General features: G+C 35.0%; 17 protein-coding genes and 3 pseudogenes. 17 read left to right on the top strand and 3 right to left on the bottom strand.

Translation table 11 applies throughout. The annotated features are described in order from the left end of the window. Positions 1 to 20 precede the first annotated feature (20 nt). The 5 genes from atpH to L0Z58_RS03215 all read left to right on the top strand — a co-directional run bounded on the left by atpH (position 21) and on the right by L0Z58_RS03215 (position 4,635). Positions 21 to 581 (top strand): ATP synthase F1 subunit delta, encoded by a 561-nt coding sequence (gene atpH, locus L0Z58_RS03235; RefSeq protein ID WP_010962742.1) that lies wholly within the window; start codon positions 21 to 23, stop codon positions 579 to 581. Further along, positions 578 to 2,119, top strand: coding sequence for a F0F1 ATP synthase subunit alpha (gene atpA / locus L0Z58_RS03230; protein ID WP_010962741.1), 1,542 nt, complete (start codon positions 578 to 580; stop codon positions 2,117 to 2,119). The genes atpH and atpA overlap by 4 nt, the downstream gene beginning before the upstream one ends. A gap of 9 nt (positions 2,120 to 2,128) precedes the next feature. Beyond that, a complete protein-coding gene (gene greA / locus L0Z58_RS03225; protein ID WP_010962740.1) occupies positions 2,129 to 2,623 on the top strand; it encodes a transcription elongation factor GreA in 495 nt (164 codons plus the stop codon). 6 nt (positions 2,624 to 2,629) lie between these two features. Beyond that, positions 2,630 to 3,283: a 3,4-dihydroxy-2-butanone-4-phosphate synthase gene (gene ribB / locus L0Z58_RS03220; protein WP_010962739.1), complete on the top strand. Its 654-nt coding sequence runs from the start codon at positions 2,630 to 2,632 to the stop codon at positions 3,281 to 3,283. Positions 3,284 to 3,354: 71 nt separating this feature from the next. Next, on the top strand, positions 3,355 to 4,635 hold the full coding sequence (locus L0Z58_RS03215) for a M48 family metalloprotease (protein WP_010962738.1): 1,281 nt from the start codon (positions 3,355 to 3,357) through the stop codon (positions 4,633 to 4,635). A gap of 21 nt (positions 4,636 to 4,656) precedes the next feature. Here L0Z58_RS03215 and L0Z58_RS03210 read toward each other — a convergent pair whose 3' ends face one another. Further along, positions 4,657 to 4,992, bottom strand: coding sequence for a TrbC/VirB2 family protein (locus L0Z58_RS03210; RefSeq protein WP_022626321.1), 336 nt, complete (start codon positions 4,990 to 4,992; stop codon positions 4,657 to 4,659). A gap of 95 nt (positions 4,993 to 5,087) precedes the next feature. After that, complete coding sequence (gene fabG / locus L0Z58_RS03205) at positions 5,088 to 5,822, bottom strand: 3-oxoacyl-[acyl-carrier-protein] reductase (RefSeq protein ID WP_010962736.1); 735 nt, start codon at positions 5,820 to 5,822, stop codon at positions 5,088 to 5,090. A gap of 265 nt (positions 5,823 to 6,087) precedes the next feature. Between fabG and L0Z58_RS03200 the strand changes: the two genes are divergently transcribed. Both L0Z58_RS03200 and L0Z58_RS07045 read left to right on the top strand, forming a co-directional pair. Then, the gene (locus L0Z58_RS03200; RefSeq protein WP_010962735.1) at positions 6,088 to 7,608 is read left to right on the top strand and encodes an HlyD family type I secretion periplasmic adaptor subunit; all 1,521 of its coding nucleotides are present in this window, start codon (positions 6,088 to 6,090) and stop codon (positions 7,606 to 7,608) included. Positions 7,609 to 7,750: 142 nt separating this feature from the next. After that, a pseudogene (locus L0Z58_RS07045) lies at positions 7,751 to 8,801 on the top strand (IS3 family transposase). A 23-nt stretch (positions 8,802 to 8,824) separates the two neighbouring features. On the opposite strand, the pseudogene L0Z58_RS03180 reads toward L0Z58_RS07045, so the two are convergent. Next, a pseudogene (locus L0Z58_RS03180) lies at positions 8,825 to 9,657 on the bottom strand (IS5 family transposase). 79 nt (positions 9,658 to 9,736) lie between these two features. Between L0Z58_RS03180 and L0Z58_RS03175 the strand changes: the two are divergent. From L0Z58_RS03175 to L0Z58_RS03130, 10 genes and pseudogenes are all read left to right on the top strand, one after another. Then, positions 9,737 to 10,324 (top strand): annotated as a pseudogene (locus L0Z58_RS03175) (reverse transcriptase domain-containing protein); the annotation flags it as partial. Positions 10,325 to 10,436: 112 nt separating this feature from the next. Next, positions 10,437 to 10,952 carry a phage tail protein gene (locus L0Z58_RS03170; RefSeq protein ID WP_038228285.1) on the top strand — a complete coding sequence of 172 codons (516 nt, stop codon included), beginning with the start codon at positions 10,437 to 10,439 and terminating at the stop codon, positions 10,950 to 10,952. Beyond that, complete coding sequence (locus tag L0Z58_RS03165; RefSeq protein ID WP_010962732.1) at positions 10,949 to 11,425, top strand: hypothetical protein; 477 nt, start codon at positions 10,949 to 10,951, stop codon at positions 11,423 to 11,425. Before L0Z58_RS03170 ends, L0Z58_RS03165 begins: the two co-directional genes overlap by 4 nt. Then, positions 11,412 to 11,876, top strand: a complete 465-nt coding sequence (locus tag L0Z58_RS03160) for a phage baseplate assembly protein V (RefSeq protein ID WP_010962731.1) — start codon at positions 11,412 to 11,414, stop codon at positions 11,874 to 11,876. Before L0Z58_RS03165 ends, L0Z58_RS03160 begins: the two co-directional genes overlap by 14 nt. Positions 11,877 to 11,883: 7 nt before the next feature. Continuing rightward, positions 11,884 to 12,138, top strand: coding sequence for a PAAR domain-containing protein (locus L0Z58_RS03155; RefSeq protein WP_010082105.1), 255 nt, complete (start codon positions 11,884 to 11,886; stop codon positions 12,136 to 12,138). A 2-nt stretch (positions 12,139 to 12,140) separates the two neighbouring features. After that, on the top strand, positions 12,141 to 12,476 hold the full coding sequence (locus tag L0Z58_RS03150; protein ID WP_007552425.1) for a GPW/gp25 family protein: 336 nt from the start codon (positions 12,141 to 12,143) through the stop codon (positions 12,474 to 12,476). A 2-nt stretch (positions 12,477 to 12,478) separates the two neighbouring features. Next, complete coding sequence (locus L0Z58_RS03145; protein ID WP_010962729.1) at positions 12,479 to 13,270, top strand: baseplate assembly protein; 792 nt, start codon at positions 12,479 to 12,481, stop codon at positions 13,268 to 13,270. Next, entirely contained in the window at positions 13,270 to 14,430 is a 1,161-nt protein-coding gene (locus L0Z58_RS03140; protein ID WP_010962728.1) for a phage tail protein, read from the top strand. Before L0Z58_RS03145 ends, L0Z58_RS03140 begins: the two co-directional genes overlap by 1 nt. A 167-nt stretch (positions 14,431 to 14,597) precedes the next feature. After that, a complete protein-coding gene (locus L0Z58_RS03135) occupies positions 14,598 to 15,332 on the top strand; it encodes an ankyrin repeat domain-containing protein (protein ID WP_041580639.1) in 735 nt (244 codons plus the stop codon). 25 nt (positions 15,333 to 15,357) lie between these two features. Then, complete coding sequence (locus L0Z58_RS03130) at positions 15,358 to 15,816, top strand: ankyrin repeat domain-containing protein (RefSeq protein ID WP_010962726.1); 459 nt, start codon at positions 15,358 to 15,360, stop codon at positions 15,814 to 15,816. Positions 15,817 to 15,828 lie beyond the last annotated feature (12 nt).

The raw sequence follows: 15,828 nt of genomic DNA, 5'->3' as shown, positions 1-15,828 counted from the left end.
TTAGATTTACTGGATTTAATATGAAAAAGACCCAATACAATAATTTAGTTTCATCTTACGCTAGAGTGCTATTTCATGTCTCAGGAAGCAGGTTAGGTATTATAAGGAAAGAAGTAGAATTTTTGTTGGCTTTTTTTAAGGATCAACGTGATGTTTTTGTGTACCTATCTCATCCTATGATTTCTTTTGCACACAAAAAAGAAGTGATGCTTTCTATAAATGAGCACTTGAGTGAGAATTTAGTAAAATTTATTATGGTTATATTTGCAAATAAACGCTCTAGTTTATTGATCCTTATATTAGAAAAATTCTTAAGTCTTGCAAGAGAAAATGAAAATGAATTCGAAATTACTATAAAGTCAGCAGAAACTTTAAAGGAATCTGATATAAAAATAATTACTGAATCTTTGAGCTTTCTTGGTAAAATAATAAAAGTAAGCAATGTGGTTGACCCTTCTATACTAGGTGGCTTCGTAGTTAGGTATGGTTTTAATTTGATCGATGCTTCGCTAAAAAGTTACTTGGATAGGTTAGTTGACTTAAGTAAAATGGAAATATTAAAAGTAAGGAATTTTGTATGAAGAACAGTATGAATGTTTCTGAGATAGCAAGTATAATAAGAGAAAAGGTTGAGACGTTTGATAATCCTATAAAGCGGGAAAATATAGGTGAAGTAATTTCAGTAACAGATGGTATCGCATTGGTTTATGGGCTGGAAAAAGCAAAATTCGGTGAAAAGGTATTTTTTGCAAGTGGTGTAGAAGGAATAGTTCTCGATTTAGATCATAATACGGCTGGAATAGTTGTGCTTGGTAATGACCGTGATGTGAAAGAAGGGGACGTTGTAAAATGTAGTGGTGATGTTGTGCAGGTGCCTGTAGGGCATGAATTGTTAGGGAGAGTTGTAAATGCGTTGGGCCATCCTATGGACGACGGTGGGGAAATTAGAGCCAAAAACAGAATGGATATAGAATCTAAAGCGCCAGGCATTATTGATCGTAAGTCTGTGCATGAGCCACTGCAAACAGGAATTAAAATTATAGATTTGCTAATTCCAATAGGTAGAGGGCAGCGTGAATTAATTATTGGTGATAGACAAATTGGTAAAACTACTATTGCGCTTGATACTATTATCAATCAGAAGAAGGTTAACGATGAGGTAAACGAAAATCAAAAAGTTTACTGTGTTTATGTTGCTATTGGGCAAAAAATTTCAACAGTAGCAAAAGTGGTAAATAAGCTGAAAGAAAGCGGAGCATTAGAGTATACAACTGTAGTTGTGGCTAGTGCATCTGACTGCGCGCCTATGCAATTTTTAGCACCTTATGCTGGTTGCACTATTGGGGAATTTTTCCGTGACAATGGAATGCATTGTTTGATTATATATGATGATTTATCTAAGCATGCTGTGGCATATAGGCAGATGTCTTTATTGCTCAGACGTCCTCCTGGTCGTGAAGCTTACCCTGGAGATATATTCTATGTACATTCTCGCTTGCTTGAAAGAGCTGCTAAAATGTCTGATAAAAAAGGGCAGGGTTCTTTAACTGCTTTGCCAATTGTCGAAACTCAAGCTGGTGATGTATCCGCATATGTGCCAACAAATGTTATTTCAATTACCGATGGGCAGATCTTTCTTGAGTCTGAATTATTTTATAAAGGATTTCGACCTGCAGTAAATATAGGTTTGTCGGTTTCACGGGTTGGTTCTGCTGCACAATTAAAGTCTGTGAAAAAAGTTGCTGGTTCTATAAAGCTAAGCTTAGCTCAGTATAGAGAATTAGAAGATTTTGCAAAATTTGGTTCTGATCTTGATGCTAGTGTTCAATTATCCTTGAATAAGGGTAAATATCTTGTTGAGTTATTAAAGCAAAAACAACATTTACCTATGTCAATAGAAGAGCAAGTAGTGCTGATGTATATTTTTTCTAACCTGTATAATCAGTTAAGTAAAATACAAATAAGTAACGTTAATAAATTTGAACATGATCTTGTTAATTATTTTCGTACTGTACACCCTGGGGTTTTAAAAAAGTTGTCAAATGACATGAATGGTGATATAAAAGGTGATATTTTTAATATTGTGAGTAATTTTGTTACTCAATTTAATTGCGTTTAGGTGGTAATTATGGCTTCATCTATTATTAATAAATTTCCTATGACGAGGGAAGGTTTTGAGAATATGCAAGCCGAACTTGAAAAATTAAAGGAAGAAAAGCCTTCTGTTATACAAGCTATTTCTGATGCTCGTGATCAAGGTGATTTGTCTGAAAACGCAGAGTATCATGCTGCACGGGAAAGGTTAGGTTTTATTGAAGGCCGTATAATGGAGATAGAAAGTAAGCTCTCACATGCGGAAGTAATAGAAGTAAAAAATTTGTCTGGTGATTCAGTAATATTTGGTGCAACTGTGACATTAAGAATGTTAAGTGATAATAACGGTGAAGTGGAATATGTTTATAAGGTTGTAGGCGAATATGAAGCTGATGTTTCAAAGCAGTTAATATCTACTAGTTCACCACTCGGGAGTGCCTTAATCGGCAAAAAAGTCGGTGAGTATGTGGAAGTGACAGTGCCAAATGGAGAGAAATTGTATAAAATAGTTAAGATTGAATTTAAGTAAATTATTATGGTACAGGCCACTTATGCTTCAATGAGTCTACCCGGTATTTCTTCTGTGGAAGATGTATTAGAGGATGCTCGTTCCGGTAAATTGTTCATTTTAGTTGATGATGAAAGTAGAGAGAATGAAGGTGATTTGGTTGTCTTAGCTGAAAAAGTAAAACCAGAACATATGGCTTTTATGGTTAGATACGGTACTGGTATTGTATTTTTAGCTATGACAAAGCTTCATATGAGTAAACTAAATCTTGAGTTTATGAGGAAGAGCAATGTAGATGAAAAGCTTACTCCTCATACTGCATTTACTACGTCAATTGATGCGCGTTATGGCATTACAACAGGTGTTTCTGCTCATGATAGAACGCATACGATACTTACTGCCATTGATGAAAAGAGTACTAAGGACGATATTATTACTCCAGGGCATGTTTTCCCTATTATTGCAAATGAAGGCGGGGTTTTAGCACGCAATGGTCACACTGAAGCAAGTGTTGAAATAGCAAAGTTGGTTGGTCTTAATCATGCAGCTGTAGGGTGTGAATTAGTGAATGATGATTGCTCTATGATGCGCTTACCTCAGTTGCTTAAATTTGCTGAACAACATAAAATTAAGTTAACTACCATCGACAAACTTATCAGTTACGTTAAAAAATTAAACTAGCGTTTATAAATTTGTATAATTTAAGTGTTAAAATATAAAATTCCTGTAAATTATACAAGCACAGAATTTTCATGTTTAGAATTGCTAAGTTTTTGACCTTATTGTTCTTTCTTGCATATTATAATAATGCTTACTCTATTAACATTATTAGAGATAGTGAGGTGGAAGCAATAGTGAAAGAGCTAGCGCAACCTTTATTTTCTGCTGCAGATATTGATCATGATCAAGTGAAAGTTTTTGTAATTAATGACAGTTCGATTAATGCTTTTGTAATTAACAATAACAGTATCTTCATTCATTTAGGGCTTTTACGATATTCGGCTAAACCTTATGTCTTGCTTGGTATATTAGCACATGAGATTGCTCACATATCTGCTGGTCATATATTGCAAATGAGTAGTGCTATGGGTTATTTTCAATCGATAGCAATGATTAGTTATATGGTAGGATTAGTTTCTAGTATTATCATTAACCCTCAGGTTGCTGGTGCAATTTTGCTTAGTGGTGTAGCACTCAGTTCAAGGCTATTTTTTAACTATTCTCAAGAGCAAGAAAGTGTAGCAGATAGCTATGCTTTAAGGTACCTTGATGAATCTGGCTATGATAATTCAGGTATGAAAGAGATTTTTGATTATTTTAAAAGTATTGAGCATGAGAATACCGAGGAATATTTCCGTACTCACCCACTTAGTGAGAAACGTATATTTGCTGTACAGAATTATAAGGTCAAAAACAACGTAAAACCAATTTTTGCGGATAAGTTACTAAAGTTTGAGCGTGTGGTTGCAAAGCTAGACTCTTTCTTTGCTCCTATTCATGTGTTATCTAATAAATATGAAGATAATTCTGAGTATGTAAATGCTATAGTTTGCTATAGGCAAGGAAAGATAGAGGAGGCTATTGCTAAAGTTAATTCATTGATTCAAGAGTCACGCAATGACCCATACCTATATGAATTAAAAGCAGAAATGCTATACAAGGCTGGAAATTTAAGTGAAGCAATAAAAATGTATGAGGAATCGCTTAGGTATTTATCTGAGAAAAACAGTTATTTAGTGAAACTTGCATTATCTCATACTTTATTATTACACGGTGATGCAAAAAAGGCAATTTTTTACCTGGAGCAGATTTTGAATGTAGAACCAAATAACGCTTTTGTCTGGAAATATTTAAGCGTTGCATATAAATGTGACGCTGATACGGCAATGCATTATTTTGCTTTGACAAAAAAGGCTTGTATTGAAGGTGATTTAAAGCAATTTACAAAATATGCTGAGCTAGCTGTTAAAACTTTACCAAAAGATAGCCCTCATTTGTTGCAAGTTGAAGATATGAAGCGATTTAATGGATAACAAAAAAGCATTTCTGTACTTTTATGGGTTTCTCTTTCCACAATTTTCCAACACAGCTTTTGCTTCATCGCTTACATTGGGCATAATTTTCGTTATGATAGTTTTAGCGCCAAAAAATACACCACAGAACATGCCAAGAGCAAAGAGGGCTGGCCACGGCATCCTGCCAAATATTGCAAGCAAAGCTGCACCAATTATTACTACCGTCATAAGTGGACCGCCTATCCCCCAAACATAACCAATAATATTGCATATTACTTTAGTTGTGTCATCCATATCAGGGTCAGCTGCATAACCTGAGAAAGAGAAAAGCAATACTACGCAAAAAACACTAAAAAATTCCATTATAGAGCTCATTTTTTTGCCTCTAAATAATAAATTAACGTAAACCTACACCTACACATATTTTTATTTTAAAGTAAAAATTATAATTTGTCCATACATAAGTGTTGCTACATAAATAACCCACCATTAATGTTAAGCACATGCCCTGTTATATATTTTGCTTCATCACTTGCTAAAAATAAGACCCCTGCTGCTATTTCTTCCCCTGTTCCCATTCTTTTCATTGGAATATTATCTAATATTTTTCCCTTTTGCACTTCATTTAAAACTTCAGTCATTTTAGTATCTATAAACCCAGGAGCAATACAATTTACTGTTATATTACGACTTGCAACTTCTTTTGCTATAGATTTGCTCATAGCTATTATTCCAGCTTTAGACGCTGCATAATTTGCTTGCCCGGCGTTTCCTGTCAGCCCTATTATTGAGGAAATATTTATAATTCTTCCCCAATTATTCTTAATTAGTTTCCTGCATGCTTCTCTACTCAGCTTAAATGTAGAACTCAAGTTAATATCAATTACTTTTTGCCATGTTTCATCTGTCATTCTCAATAATAAACTGTCTTGCGTAATGCCCGCGTTGCATACAAGCCCGTCAAAGCCTTCCATCAACTCACTTGCTCTGTTTACTAGTTGATTTACTTCCTCAGCATTTGATAAATCACAAGGGAGTACGTGCATATTTTTTTCATATTGTTTAGCAACTTCTTCGAGCACTTCTTTTTTTGTGCCAGAAACACATAAAGTTGCTCCGGCTTTGTGCATAATTTTTACAATTGCTTGCCCTATTCCGCCTGATGCACCAGTAATCAGGAACTTTCTGCTTTCCAATCCAAACATAATAACTTTATATTATCTTAATTCCTAACAGAATATTGACTAGTTGGCAATAGATTTCTTACATAATATAAGTAACTCAGATATTCACAAAATAAAGGAAAAGTTATAATAAAGTTAAACGTCAAAAAATTTTAAAAACATAGTTATGCAGGAATTGTTACTAAATAGTTTATTCTGGTGCTCTACAGTTTAAATGGAATGCTTAAATTATAGATTCTTTGTTTTTGTGTGTTATCTTGAGTTAACACAAATTCACAGTAGTATTATGATCAGTAAGTTAAAAAAGCTTAGCACTGGATTTTCTTTGACAGGCTTGATTGGCCATAGTGATAATATAAATATGCAAGGAGCAAAAAATAAAAAGAAGAAGTACCCAAAATTTTTGGATAAGACGTTCGCATTGATTGATGCGATGATAAATTTTATTTTAAAACGTGAAAGTAATAACGTAAATGAAGTTCTGAGAGTAACATGGGGACCACTATTTTTTGGTCTGGTAGTAATACTTATCTTTTTTGGGATAGGTGGTATTTGGTCGGCTATAGCTCCAATTGACGGTGCGGTGCATGCAAGTGGAGAAGTTATTGTATCTTCAAATAGGAAAATAGTTCAACACTTGGGTGGAGGAATAATAAGCAAAATTTTAGTCAAAGAGAGCCAAGCAGTTAAAAAAGATGAGCCTCTAGTTTTGTTGAGTGATGTTAACGAGAAGGCGAATTTAAGTATTATCAAAGAGAAGCTCTTATCATTTTTAGCAACAGAAGCAAGGCTTCTTGCAATCAGAGTAGATTTGGACACGCTCGAGTTTCCTGATGAGGTTAAAAAATTATCTCACGATGAACTTGTAAATAAAGCGATAAAGAATCAAGTAAAGTTGTTCAACTCTCAGAGAAAGAGCATATTGGGAAAAACAGACATACTGCAACAACGTATAAAGCAGTTAAATGATGAATTAGCGGGGCTAAACTTTCAACTAAATGCAGCTCATAAGCAATATGACTTGATAACTGAGGAGTTGGAAACAAAAAGACAATTACTTGATAGTGGCCATATAAGCAAACCACACATTTTAGCTTTAGAAAAGCAGTTTGCTGAAATTGAAGGCAGAGTTGGACATTACCGTTCTGCAATATCTCAAGTGCAGCAAAAAATTGGAGAGAACGAATTAGAAATTATAAACGTGAGAAACGATTCTCAAGAAAGAGCAAACGCTGAACTTAAGGAAGTTAGTACGTCTATTGCAGACTTGAAAGAGAGGCTGATGGTTGCTGAAGATTCATTAGCACGTACAATAATTAAATCGCCTCAAGATGGGATAGTCACAGATATAAGATACCATACTGAAGGTGGTGTTATACAATCTGGAGTTCCGATCATGAGCGTAGTGCCATCGGATGATGACCTAATAATAGATGCTAAAATTCAGACCAGAAACATAGAAGAGGTACTGTCGGCACAAAAGAAAGATAGCAACATAGTCTCTATTGATGGGCTAGAAGGGCTAAAGGTTAAAGTCCGGTTAAGTGCTTACAGTGCACGTCGTTTAAGTTTAATTAGTGGTATAGTAAGCCATATTTCTCCTGACGCTCTTGATGATCCAAGACTAGGGCGTTATTATTCAGTACGTGTAGTGATACCAAAACCAGAGCTTGCTCAGTTTAAAAACGTATACCTATACCCTGGTATGCCAGCAGAAGTGTACATAGTTACTCAATCTCGTACTCTTTTATCATTCTTGTTTACGCCTATAATTGCAACAGTCGATAGGTCTTTTATAGAAAGGTAGCTCACTCGTTAAAGTAGTAGTGAAAGTGCCGTAATAAAATTTAGGTACATAATTAGACAATAGGCTTCTTGACCTTACCCAGAAAAAGTGGAGAGAAAGAAAGGAGTTTTTTCGGGTAAAATAAAATTTTGGAGGATTAGAAATGGCAAGAGAATATACGGCAGAATTCAAATTGGAAGCTGTTAAGCTGGCAAATGAACAAAGAAAGGTAGGTCAACCAGTTGCAAAAGTAGCAAGAGATCTAGGAATAAGGGATAGTGTATTAGGAAAATGGATGAAGAAATATAACGAAAAAAAGTCAGCGGCAAATGCATTTCCAGATGTAGCACCTTATGACAAAGAGAGATTTGATTTACAGAAAGAGTTAGCAAAAGTAACAAGAGAAAGAGACATTTTAAAAAAAGCCCTGGCCAGTCAAAAAGAGTAAAATATTTTTTCATAAAAGAGCATAGTAAACACTATAAAGTGCAGGAATTATGTAGGGTTTTCTGCTAGTGGCTACTATAAGTGGACTACAAGGAAAATAAGCAGTAGAGAATCAGCAAATAAAGAGTTATTAGCAGATATTCAAAAAATATATCAAGCTTCTAAATGTAGATATGGAGCTCCTAAAATTCATGCTGAATTGAAGGCTTTGGGTAAAAGTTGCAACTTAAAAACAGTGCAAAGTATTATGCAGAAAAATGGTATTCAGGCTATATTGAGAAGAAAATTTAAAATTAAGAAACAACAAACGGACAGTAGCTCCCAATATATTAGACCAAAACTTTATTGTCGATCAACCAAATAAAGTATGGGATTACTTATATAAAAACCAAGGAAGGATGGCTATATTTGGCAACAATAATCGATCTATATTCACGCATGGTAGTTAATGAGCAGTTCAATAAATAAACAATTGGTTATCGACTCTTTATTAATGGCCGTTAACAAGCGTAAACCTGCCAAAAATCTACTATTACATAGTGATCAAGGTTCACAATATACTTCGCAAGGTTATCAATATCTCTTATCCATAAAAAACATAGATGAGTTATAAAGGTTGTTGTTACGACAATTCTGTTGTGGAAAGCTTCTTCAGTTCTCTAAAAAGGGAGTTACCAATAGACACCTCTCGGCACTCTAAACAGCATATCAAAACTGCTATATTTGAATATATAGAAATTTTTTATAACAAACAACGTCACTATTAGAGGTTGTCCGGAAACTAGTAAATTCAAGCATATTCCCTCTTTAACATAACCCTACTCATAGCTAGGTATATGAAATTCTCAGTGGATGTTGTGAGTAAATCATACTCCTTCGATAGCCTTCTATTCCTATTAACCCAAGCAAAAGTCCTTTCTACAACCCATCTTCTTGGCTGTACTTTAAACCCTTGTTCTCTTGTTGGTAGTAGCTCAGGTGGCGTATCTTTGTGCACCCAAAATCTACATGGAGGCCTTTTAACAATTTCAATATCTATGTCATATTCTTCCTTTATGTGATTCTTTAAATTTCTTCCTTGGTATCCCATGTCAGCCCACATTTTTTTAACTTTAGTATATTTTGTTCTCATATTGTTTAATGCTATTTTAATACCATCTCTATCATTTTCGTTAGCAGCGCCTACGTAACAACCTAGTATAAAACCCTGAGTGTCTGTAATTATATGCCTTTTTCTACCCTTTACTTTTTTACTTCCATCATAGCCTTTGATCCCCCCTTTTCTGTAGTCTTTACAGATTGACTATCTACTATACAGGCACTCGGCTGCTCATTCCTTCCTATTTTTCTTCTACTATATTTTGTAATTTCATAATTCATTTTCTCAAAAATTCCCTGCTTCTTCCATTGCCTGAACTGCTCATACACAGTCTTCCATAGCGGAAAATCATTTGGTAAATACCGCCATTGACACCCTGTACGCAATACATAGAAAATTGCTTCTAATATTTCTCTTTTGCTATACTTTGGCGGCCTTCCTCCTTTCTTGTATGATACTCTGAAGTGTTTTTCTATTCTTGACCATTCCCTTTCGCTTAGATCTGTTGGATACTTTTTTCTCATCTTTACCCCGTACTAAAATTTCAGATATTATAGCCTTTTACTTGTTTCCGGACAACCTCTTAAGCCAAAAGCCAGAGGATATTTACAGCTAATAAGGTTTTGCGACGATTTTGTAGTTGGCTGCGAGAGGGAAGAAGACGCAAAAGAATTTCTAGAATTACTGAAACAAAGACTAAGTAAATTTGGGTTGGAAATAGCTGAAAATAAAACAAAAATAGTAAAGTTTGGTAAGAAAGAATGGTATCAAGCAGAAAGAGAGAAACGTAGGACGGCTAGCTTCAACTTTCTAGGATTTACACATTATTGTGGAAAAAGTCGTAATGGTAAACTTATGATGAAGCAGAAAACTTCAAAAATAAGCCTAGCCAGAAAGATTAAAGAAATCAAAGAATGGTTGAAGATGGTACGAAGTCGTATCTGTCTCAAAGATTGGTGGCAGAAACTTAAAGCCAAACTAACAGGACACTATAGCTACTTCGGAGTTAGCGGAAATTATCGGTGTTTGATTCAATTCTATCGACCGGTAACAAAGTTAGCATTTAAGTGGATAAACCGACGTAGTCAAAAGAAAAGTATGGATTGGGAACAATTTATACACTATTTAAAAGTAAATCCATTACCAAAACCAAAGGTATATGTTTCTTTATACACAGGAGCACTAGTGTGAACGCTGTATTGTGGAGCCGTGTGCGGGAAATCCGCAAGCACGGTTCTTTTGGGGAGACTATGGTTATGAGACCAAATCGCTGGTTTCAAGGTCATGAGTCTCTACCAGACCTATTAATATAGAAGTTACCGATAATATTAATAAGGTAATTGAAAATGTAAATGCTGAAAGGAAAAAAGTGGAAAAAGCAGCGGTGAGGGCATTGAACAAAACAGCACTATGGTTAAAAACGCAAGCAGCTAAGGAAATTAGTGAGGAAAAGAAGATAAAATTAACGGTAATGAGAAAAAGGCTAAGAATTTTTAAGGCTAAGACAAGTAGGTTAGATGTATTAATGAGAGCAAATTTATATGATATTAGGGTATCAGCAATTGGCAAGATGAGACAAACAAGAAAAGGAGCGAAAGTAGGAAAACATAAGTTTATAGGAGGATTTATGGCAACAATGCCAAGAGGAAATAGTGGTGTTTTTAGGCGTGAAGGAAGAACAGCTTTGCCAATACAAGAGGTAAAATTAGGACTGGAACCAGAAGCATCAAAAATAATAAAGGAGCTAGTTAATTATGAAACAGAAGGGATATTTGAGAAATATTTTGAGCGTGAATTAAACTATATTGTAAAAGTATGATTTTAATTGAGTTGCACAAAGCAATTTGCAGAATGTTGAAGAAAGAAATACCAGCGATACAGACATGTGAAATATATCCAATGATAAGAAGGGAAATAGTAGCACCAGCGGTATTTGTGGAATTGTCAAGTTTAGAGCAAGGAAAAGATTCAGGAACAGAAGAATTAGCCCTGAAAGCAAGATTTGAGGCACGAATTGTGATTGATAGCACAATAGAGAATGCAGCTATTATTGTCAGAGAATTAGCTGCTGAGGTTGCGAGAGTAGTAAATAAAAATACTTGGAACGTAAAAAATGTTTCGCCAGGTGAATTTATATCAGCAGAAATTGACGGATTTAGGCCAGAATTAGACGCGTATTTAGTGTGGATGGTAGACTGGGTGCATGAAGTACACTTGGGTCGATCTATTTGGGAAGAGGGAAAATTTATGCCACACAAAATAGAAATCGGTGAAATAAATGTTGGAAAGTAATTTTGCTATTTCAGAGTTGCAAAGAAAGTTAGCTAACATTATACGTATTGGGCTTGTGAAAGAAGTAGATTATGAAAAAGCGAGAGTAAAAGTGCAAATAGGGGAATTTTTAACAGATTGGTTGCCATGGATAACAAGTAAAGCAGGAAAAGATAGAAATTGGTCTCCTCCAGATATCGATGAACAGGTTATTATACTTTCTGCGCTAGGAGAACTATCATTAGGGGTGGTATTAGCAGGAATATATCAGGAAAAATACCCTGCACCAGAGAATAAAAAAGAAATAAATAGTGTAAAAATTCAAGATGGGACAAGATTGTTATATGATAAAGAGAAGCATCATTTAGAGATTGAAGTAGTGGACAAAATAACATTGAAAGCTGGGGAATCAAGTCTAGAGATGACAAGGAGCGAAATAAAACTGAAAGCAGATAGAATAGAACTTAATTAATTGGAAAATGAATAAATCAGTTGTGCGAGTAGGAGATTATTGTGGAGAAGCAACACCACATTTTTGCATTAGCGGCAGTAATAATGTTTTTGTAAATGATTTCCCAGTCTGTAGGAAAGGAGACAATTTTAACGAAGGAAAAGTAATGATTCAAGGATCAAAAACAGTGTTTGCAAATGGTCATGGTGTAGGAAGAGTAGGGGATTCAGTATCTTGTGGGTTAAAAGTAATAAAAGGCAGTAAAAGCGTCTTTGCAAAATAGAAATGAAGGGTATGGATGGTAAAACAGGAAAAGCGTTAGAAGGAATAGAGCACTTAAAGCAATCAATAATTGATATACTTACGACTCCTATAGGATCACGAATTATGATGAGGAATTACGGGTCTAGGCTATTTGAATTATTGGATAAGCCAGTTAATCGTGATTTAACACTAGAAATTTACGCAGCAACTGCAGAAGCTTTGGAAAAATGGGAAAAAAGGTTTAAATTAGAAAAAGTAAAAATGACAGAAGTAAAAGAGGGAAAAGTAACGCTTGACCTGGAAGGGTTGTACGTACCAATGGGGAAAAAGATTCGCTTCGATGAGGTTGTAGTATAAAGATGCAGCAGACTAACATTATTGAGCCACTGAACTTCGAAGAAATCTTTTCACGTATGAAAGAAGAATTAATAAGTCGAGATGAAAGTTTTACGGCATTAGTAGAAAGTGACTCAGCGATGAAGGTATTAGAAGTAGCAGCCTGGAGAGAGCTTTTGCTGAGACAAAGGATAAACGAAGCAGTAAAGAGTAATTTACTTAAGTTTGCGACAGGAGAAGATCTTGATAATTTAGCTGAATTTTATGGAGTGGAGAGGCAGAAAGAAGAAGATGACGAACGTTTTAGAAAAATAATTAAAGCAAAGATAATAGGCTGGAGCACGGGAGGAAGTAAAGAACACTATCGATATCATGCACTGTCAGCAGATAGTAGAGTAAAGGATGCATTAGTAGAATCACCTATACCAGGGAAAGTACAAGTTTCAATCTTATCCACAGAATTATCCACACTGCAAGAAGAATTACTAGAAATTGTCAAAAATCAGCTAAACAGGGAGGATGTGAGGATTTTAACAGATACAGTTGAAGTGGTAAGTTGCAATATGATAGAAATAGATATCCACAGTAAAATTAGCATTAAAAGACCAGATATTATTGAAACGATGAAGAAGAAATTTATCGAAAAATTTGGAACAACGAAAAGATTAGGATGGAAGGTAACAAGATCATGGATAATAGCCAATTTGTTTATGGAAGGAGTAGAAAACGTGGAATTAATAGAGCCAAGAGAAGACATAGTTGTGAAAGGAAATGAGTGCGCTTTCTTAAAAAGTTTAAATGTTGAGTTAAATTAATGCTATTACCGCCAAACGCAACAAAAAAGGAAAAAGCGCTGGTTGATGCAATAGATTACAAAGTAGATCCTGGTTGTATCAGAGGGTTTAAATTTAGCCAAGGGGAAAAAGTGTTGCCATGGATAATAGAGGAATATGGGCTAGGAGAAATCCTACATTGGGTAAAAGACAAAAGAAAGGCGATAAAAAAAGGGATAAAATTTCAGCGTTTAAGAGGAACACCTGCTTCACTGAAAATAGCACTAAAATGGGCAAATATAGAAGATATTACAATTATCGAAGAACCATCTGGCAAGCACTTCTTTGAACTGCAGATAGGGATAAAAGATGTTCTGAATGACTTCTTCGTTGATGCAGTAGTAGAACTAGCAAAACTATCATTGCCTGCAAGATCGAGGCTAATGAGGATTTTTAACGATTATTACAACATTAGCAGGTTCATATTGGATGAGAGTTTTTTCGGAAGTTTATTATCGGATTATTCCGGGGTAAAAATAGAAAAAGATGGGCCAGTTTTATCATTTGGAAGAGTAAATTTTTTCAGGTCTCATGGTCCGGTTATTAGGATTGTAGAAAACTATCTACGCGATCATTATGAACGAGCTTTAAGCAATGACATATATCGCTTGGATGTAGCAATACTTGGAGAAACCGAGCCTCATACTAAGAACTACAACGGTATTTATGAACGAAATCATGTGTGGTATAACTTCAAAGCGCTATATCCGCTACCACAGAGCTTATTACCTAAGATTAAGTTTGCTAAAGCGCAGATAGTATTATCAGATAGCTGGAACTTAGGAGAAATAAACGCGTGTTTTCCGGTTACGAGTGGAGAAGAGAAAGGAAGTAAATTTTTACTAGGAAGTGATAAACTATCTGAACAACTGTGGAATTTAAAACACAAGCCAATTTTAGAAAGGTTTAGCGTTACTCACCACTACAAAGTAGAAGATTTTACCAACCAAAAAGTTATAATATTTGGTGTGGCAGAGCACAATATTCATTTTGAAAGGGATTTAAATTCAGAGCAAAAGGATTCAATACATGAACCGGAAAATTACGTTTTAGTGTTTTACCCAGGCGTACTAACGTGGCACGAACATCGTCATTTGAACAGAGGTTGGGAAGAGAAACAAGTAATATGTTTAATATATTAAGCATATATATTTATATCTTCATATACTATATTAGTATTTAGTTAAAAAGGTGTACTACGCGAAAAAAGACTTGCCTTTTTATGCCAAAACGCACATAACTTGAATAGCAGCAGGTAAATATAAGAAATTTGTCTGGCGCTAGAAAAGATAATTTTGTGAGGTATGAAATGGGGTTCAGCGAAGAAAAGAAAGAATCTTTTAACAAGTTTTTTAAAGAAGTATCAAGGAATGGATTTAAAAATATTAATAAAAGGGATGAAAAAGGAGAAACAGTATTGCACCATGCAGTAGAAAATTCCGATCACAAAACAGTGAGGTTATTAATAGAAAAAGGGGCGGAGATCAATGCAAGAGATAAAAATGGTTATACGCCACTGCACTGTGCAGTATTCGCAAAAAGTTTAGAAAATGTAAAAGTACTGCTAAGGTCAGGAGCGGAAATAAATGCCACTCAATATGTCAGTGGATGTACGCCACTGCACTCTGCATGTAAAATAGGAGGAGCAGGAGTTGAAATAATAAAAGAGCTAGTAAAAGCAGGATCTGAAGTTAATCAACTGAATAAGTATGGTTCAACACCAATGTATTACATATGGGAAAGTGAAAAGTATTATCTATGTGATAGGGAAGAGAGTGAAAAGGCAAGTAAATTTTTGAGAGCAAAAGGTGGAGTAACAAAAAGTAGAAAACTGACGTGCTATGGAATAGAGGGGCTAGTGGGAGAAATAGCAGACAAGTTGGATAGGAGCTATATGCCAGAGCTAAAAATAATGGAGATCGAAGAAATAAGGAAGAGAGACAAATCATTAATAAAGAAAGAATGTCAAAATTTAGCAACCAAGATAATGTGCCAAGTAAACGAAATGATAGATGAGGTGGTGAGAATTAAAAAAGGGACTTAAATTTAAAGAAAAGGTGAGGTAGGTTATGAGTAAAAAAGAAAAAGAGGATGAACTAAAAGAATTATTAGAGAACTCAGGTAAAAATATTAAGGGGACAAAAAAGGAACTGCATTATGCAGTAGACGGAAAAACAGTGAGCTTATTAGTTGAAAAAGGAGCGAATGTGAATGCAGCGGATGTAGAAGGATATACAGCACTGCACCTAGCGATAACGGAGAAACGTCTAGAAACAGTTAGAGAATTGATAAAATCAGGAGGGAATGTAAATGCTGAAGAGTATGGCAGTAAATGCACACCGCTGCACCTTGCATGTATGGTGGGGAAAGTGGAAATAGTGGAGGAGCTAGTAAAAGCAGGGGCTGAAATAGAACAAGCAGATAAATTTGGGATGACAGCGATGGATTATGCGAAAAATAGTAAAGAGGTAACTGAAGTATTGAAGAAAGAAACAGACAGAATAGAAAAGTTATTTGAGAAATTATGAGAGGCTGAAAAT

This window comes from Wolbachia endosymbiont of Aedes aegypti, assembly GCF_021496215.1.
Taxonomy (GTDB): domain Bacteria; phylum Pseudomonadota; class Alphaproteobacteria; order Rickettsiales; family Anaplasmataceae; genus Wolbachia; species Wolbachia pipientis.
This window is presented reverse-complemented; position numbering and strand designations above follow the sequence as displayed.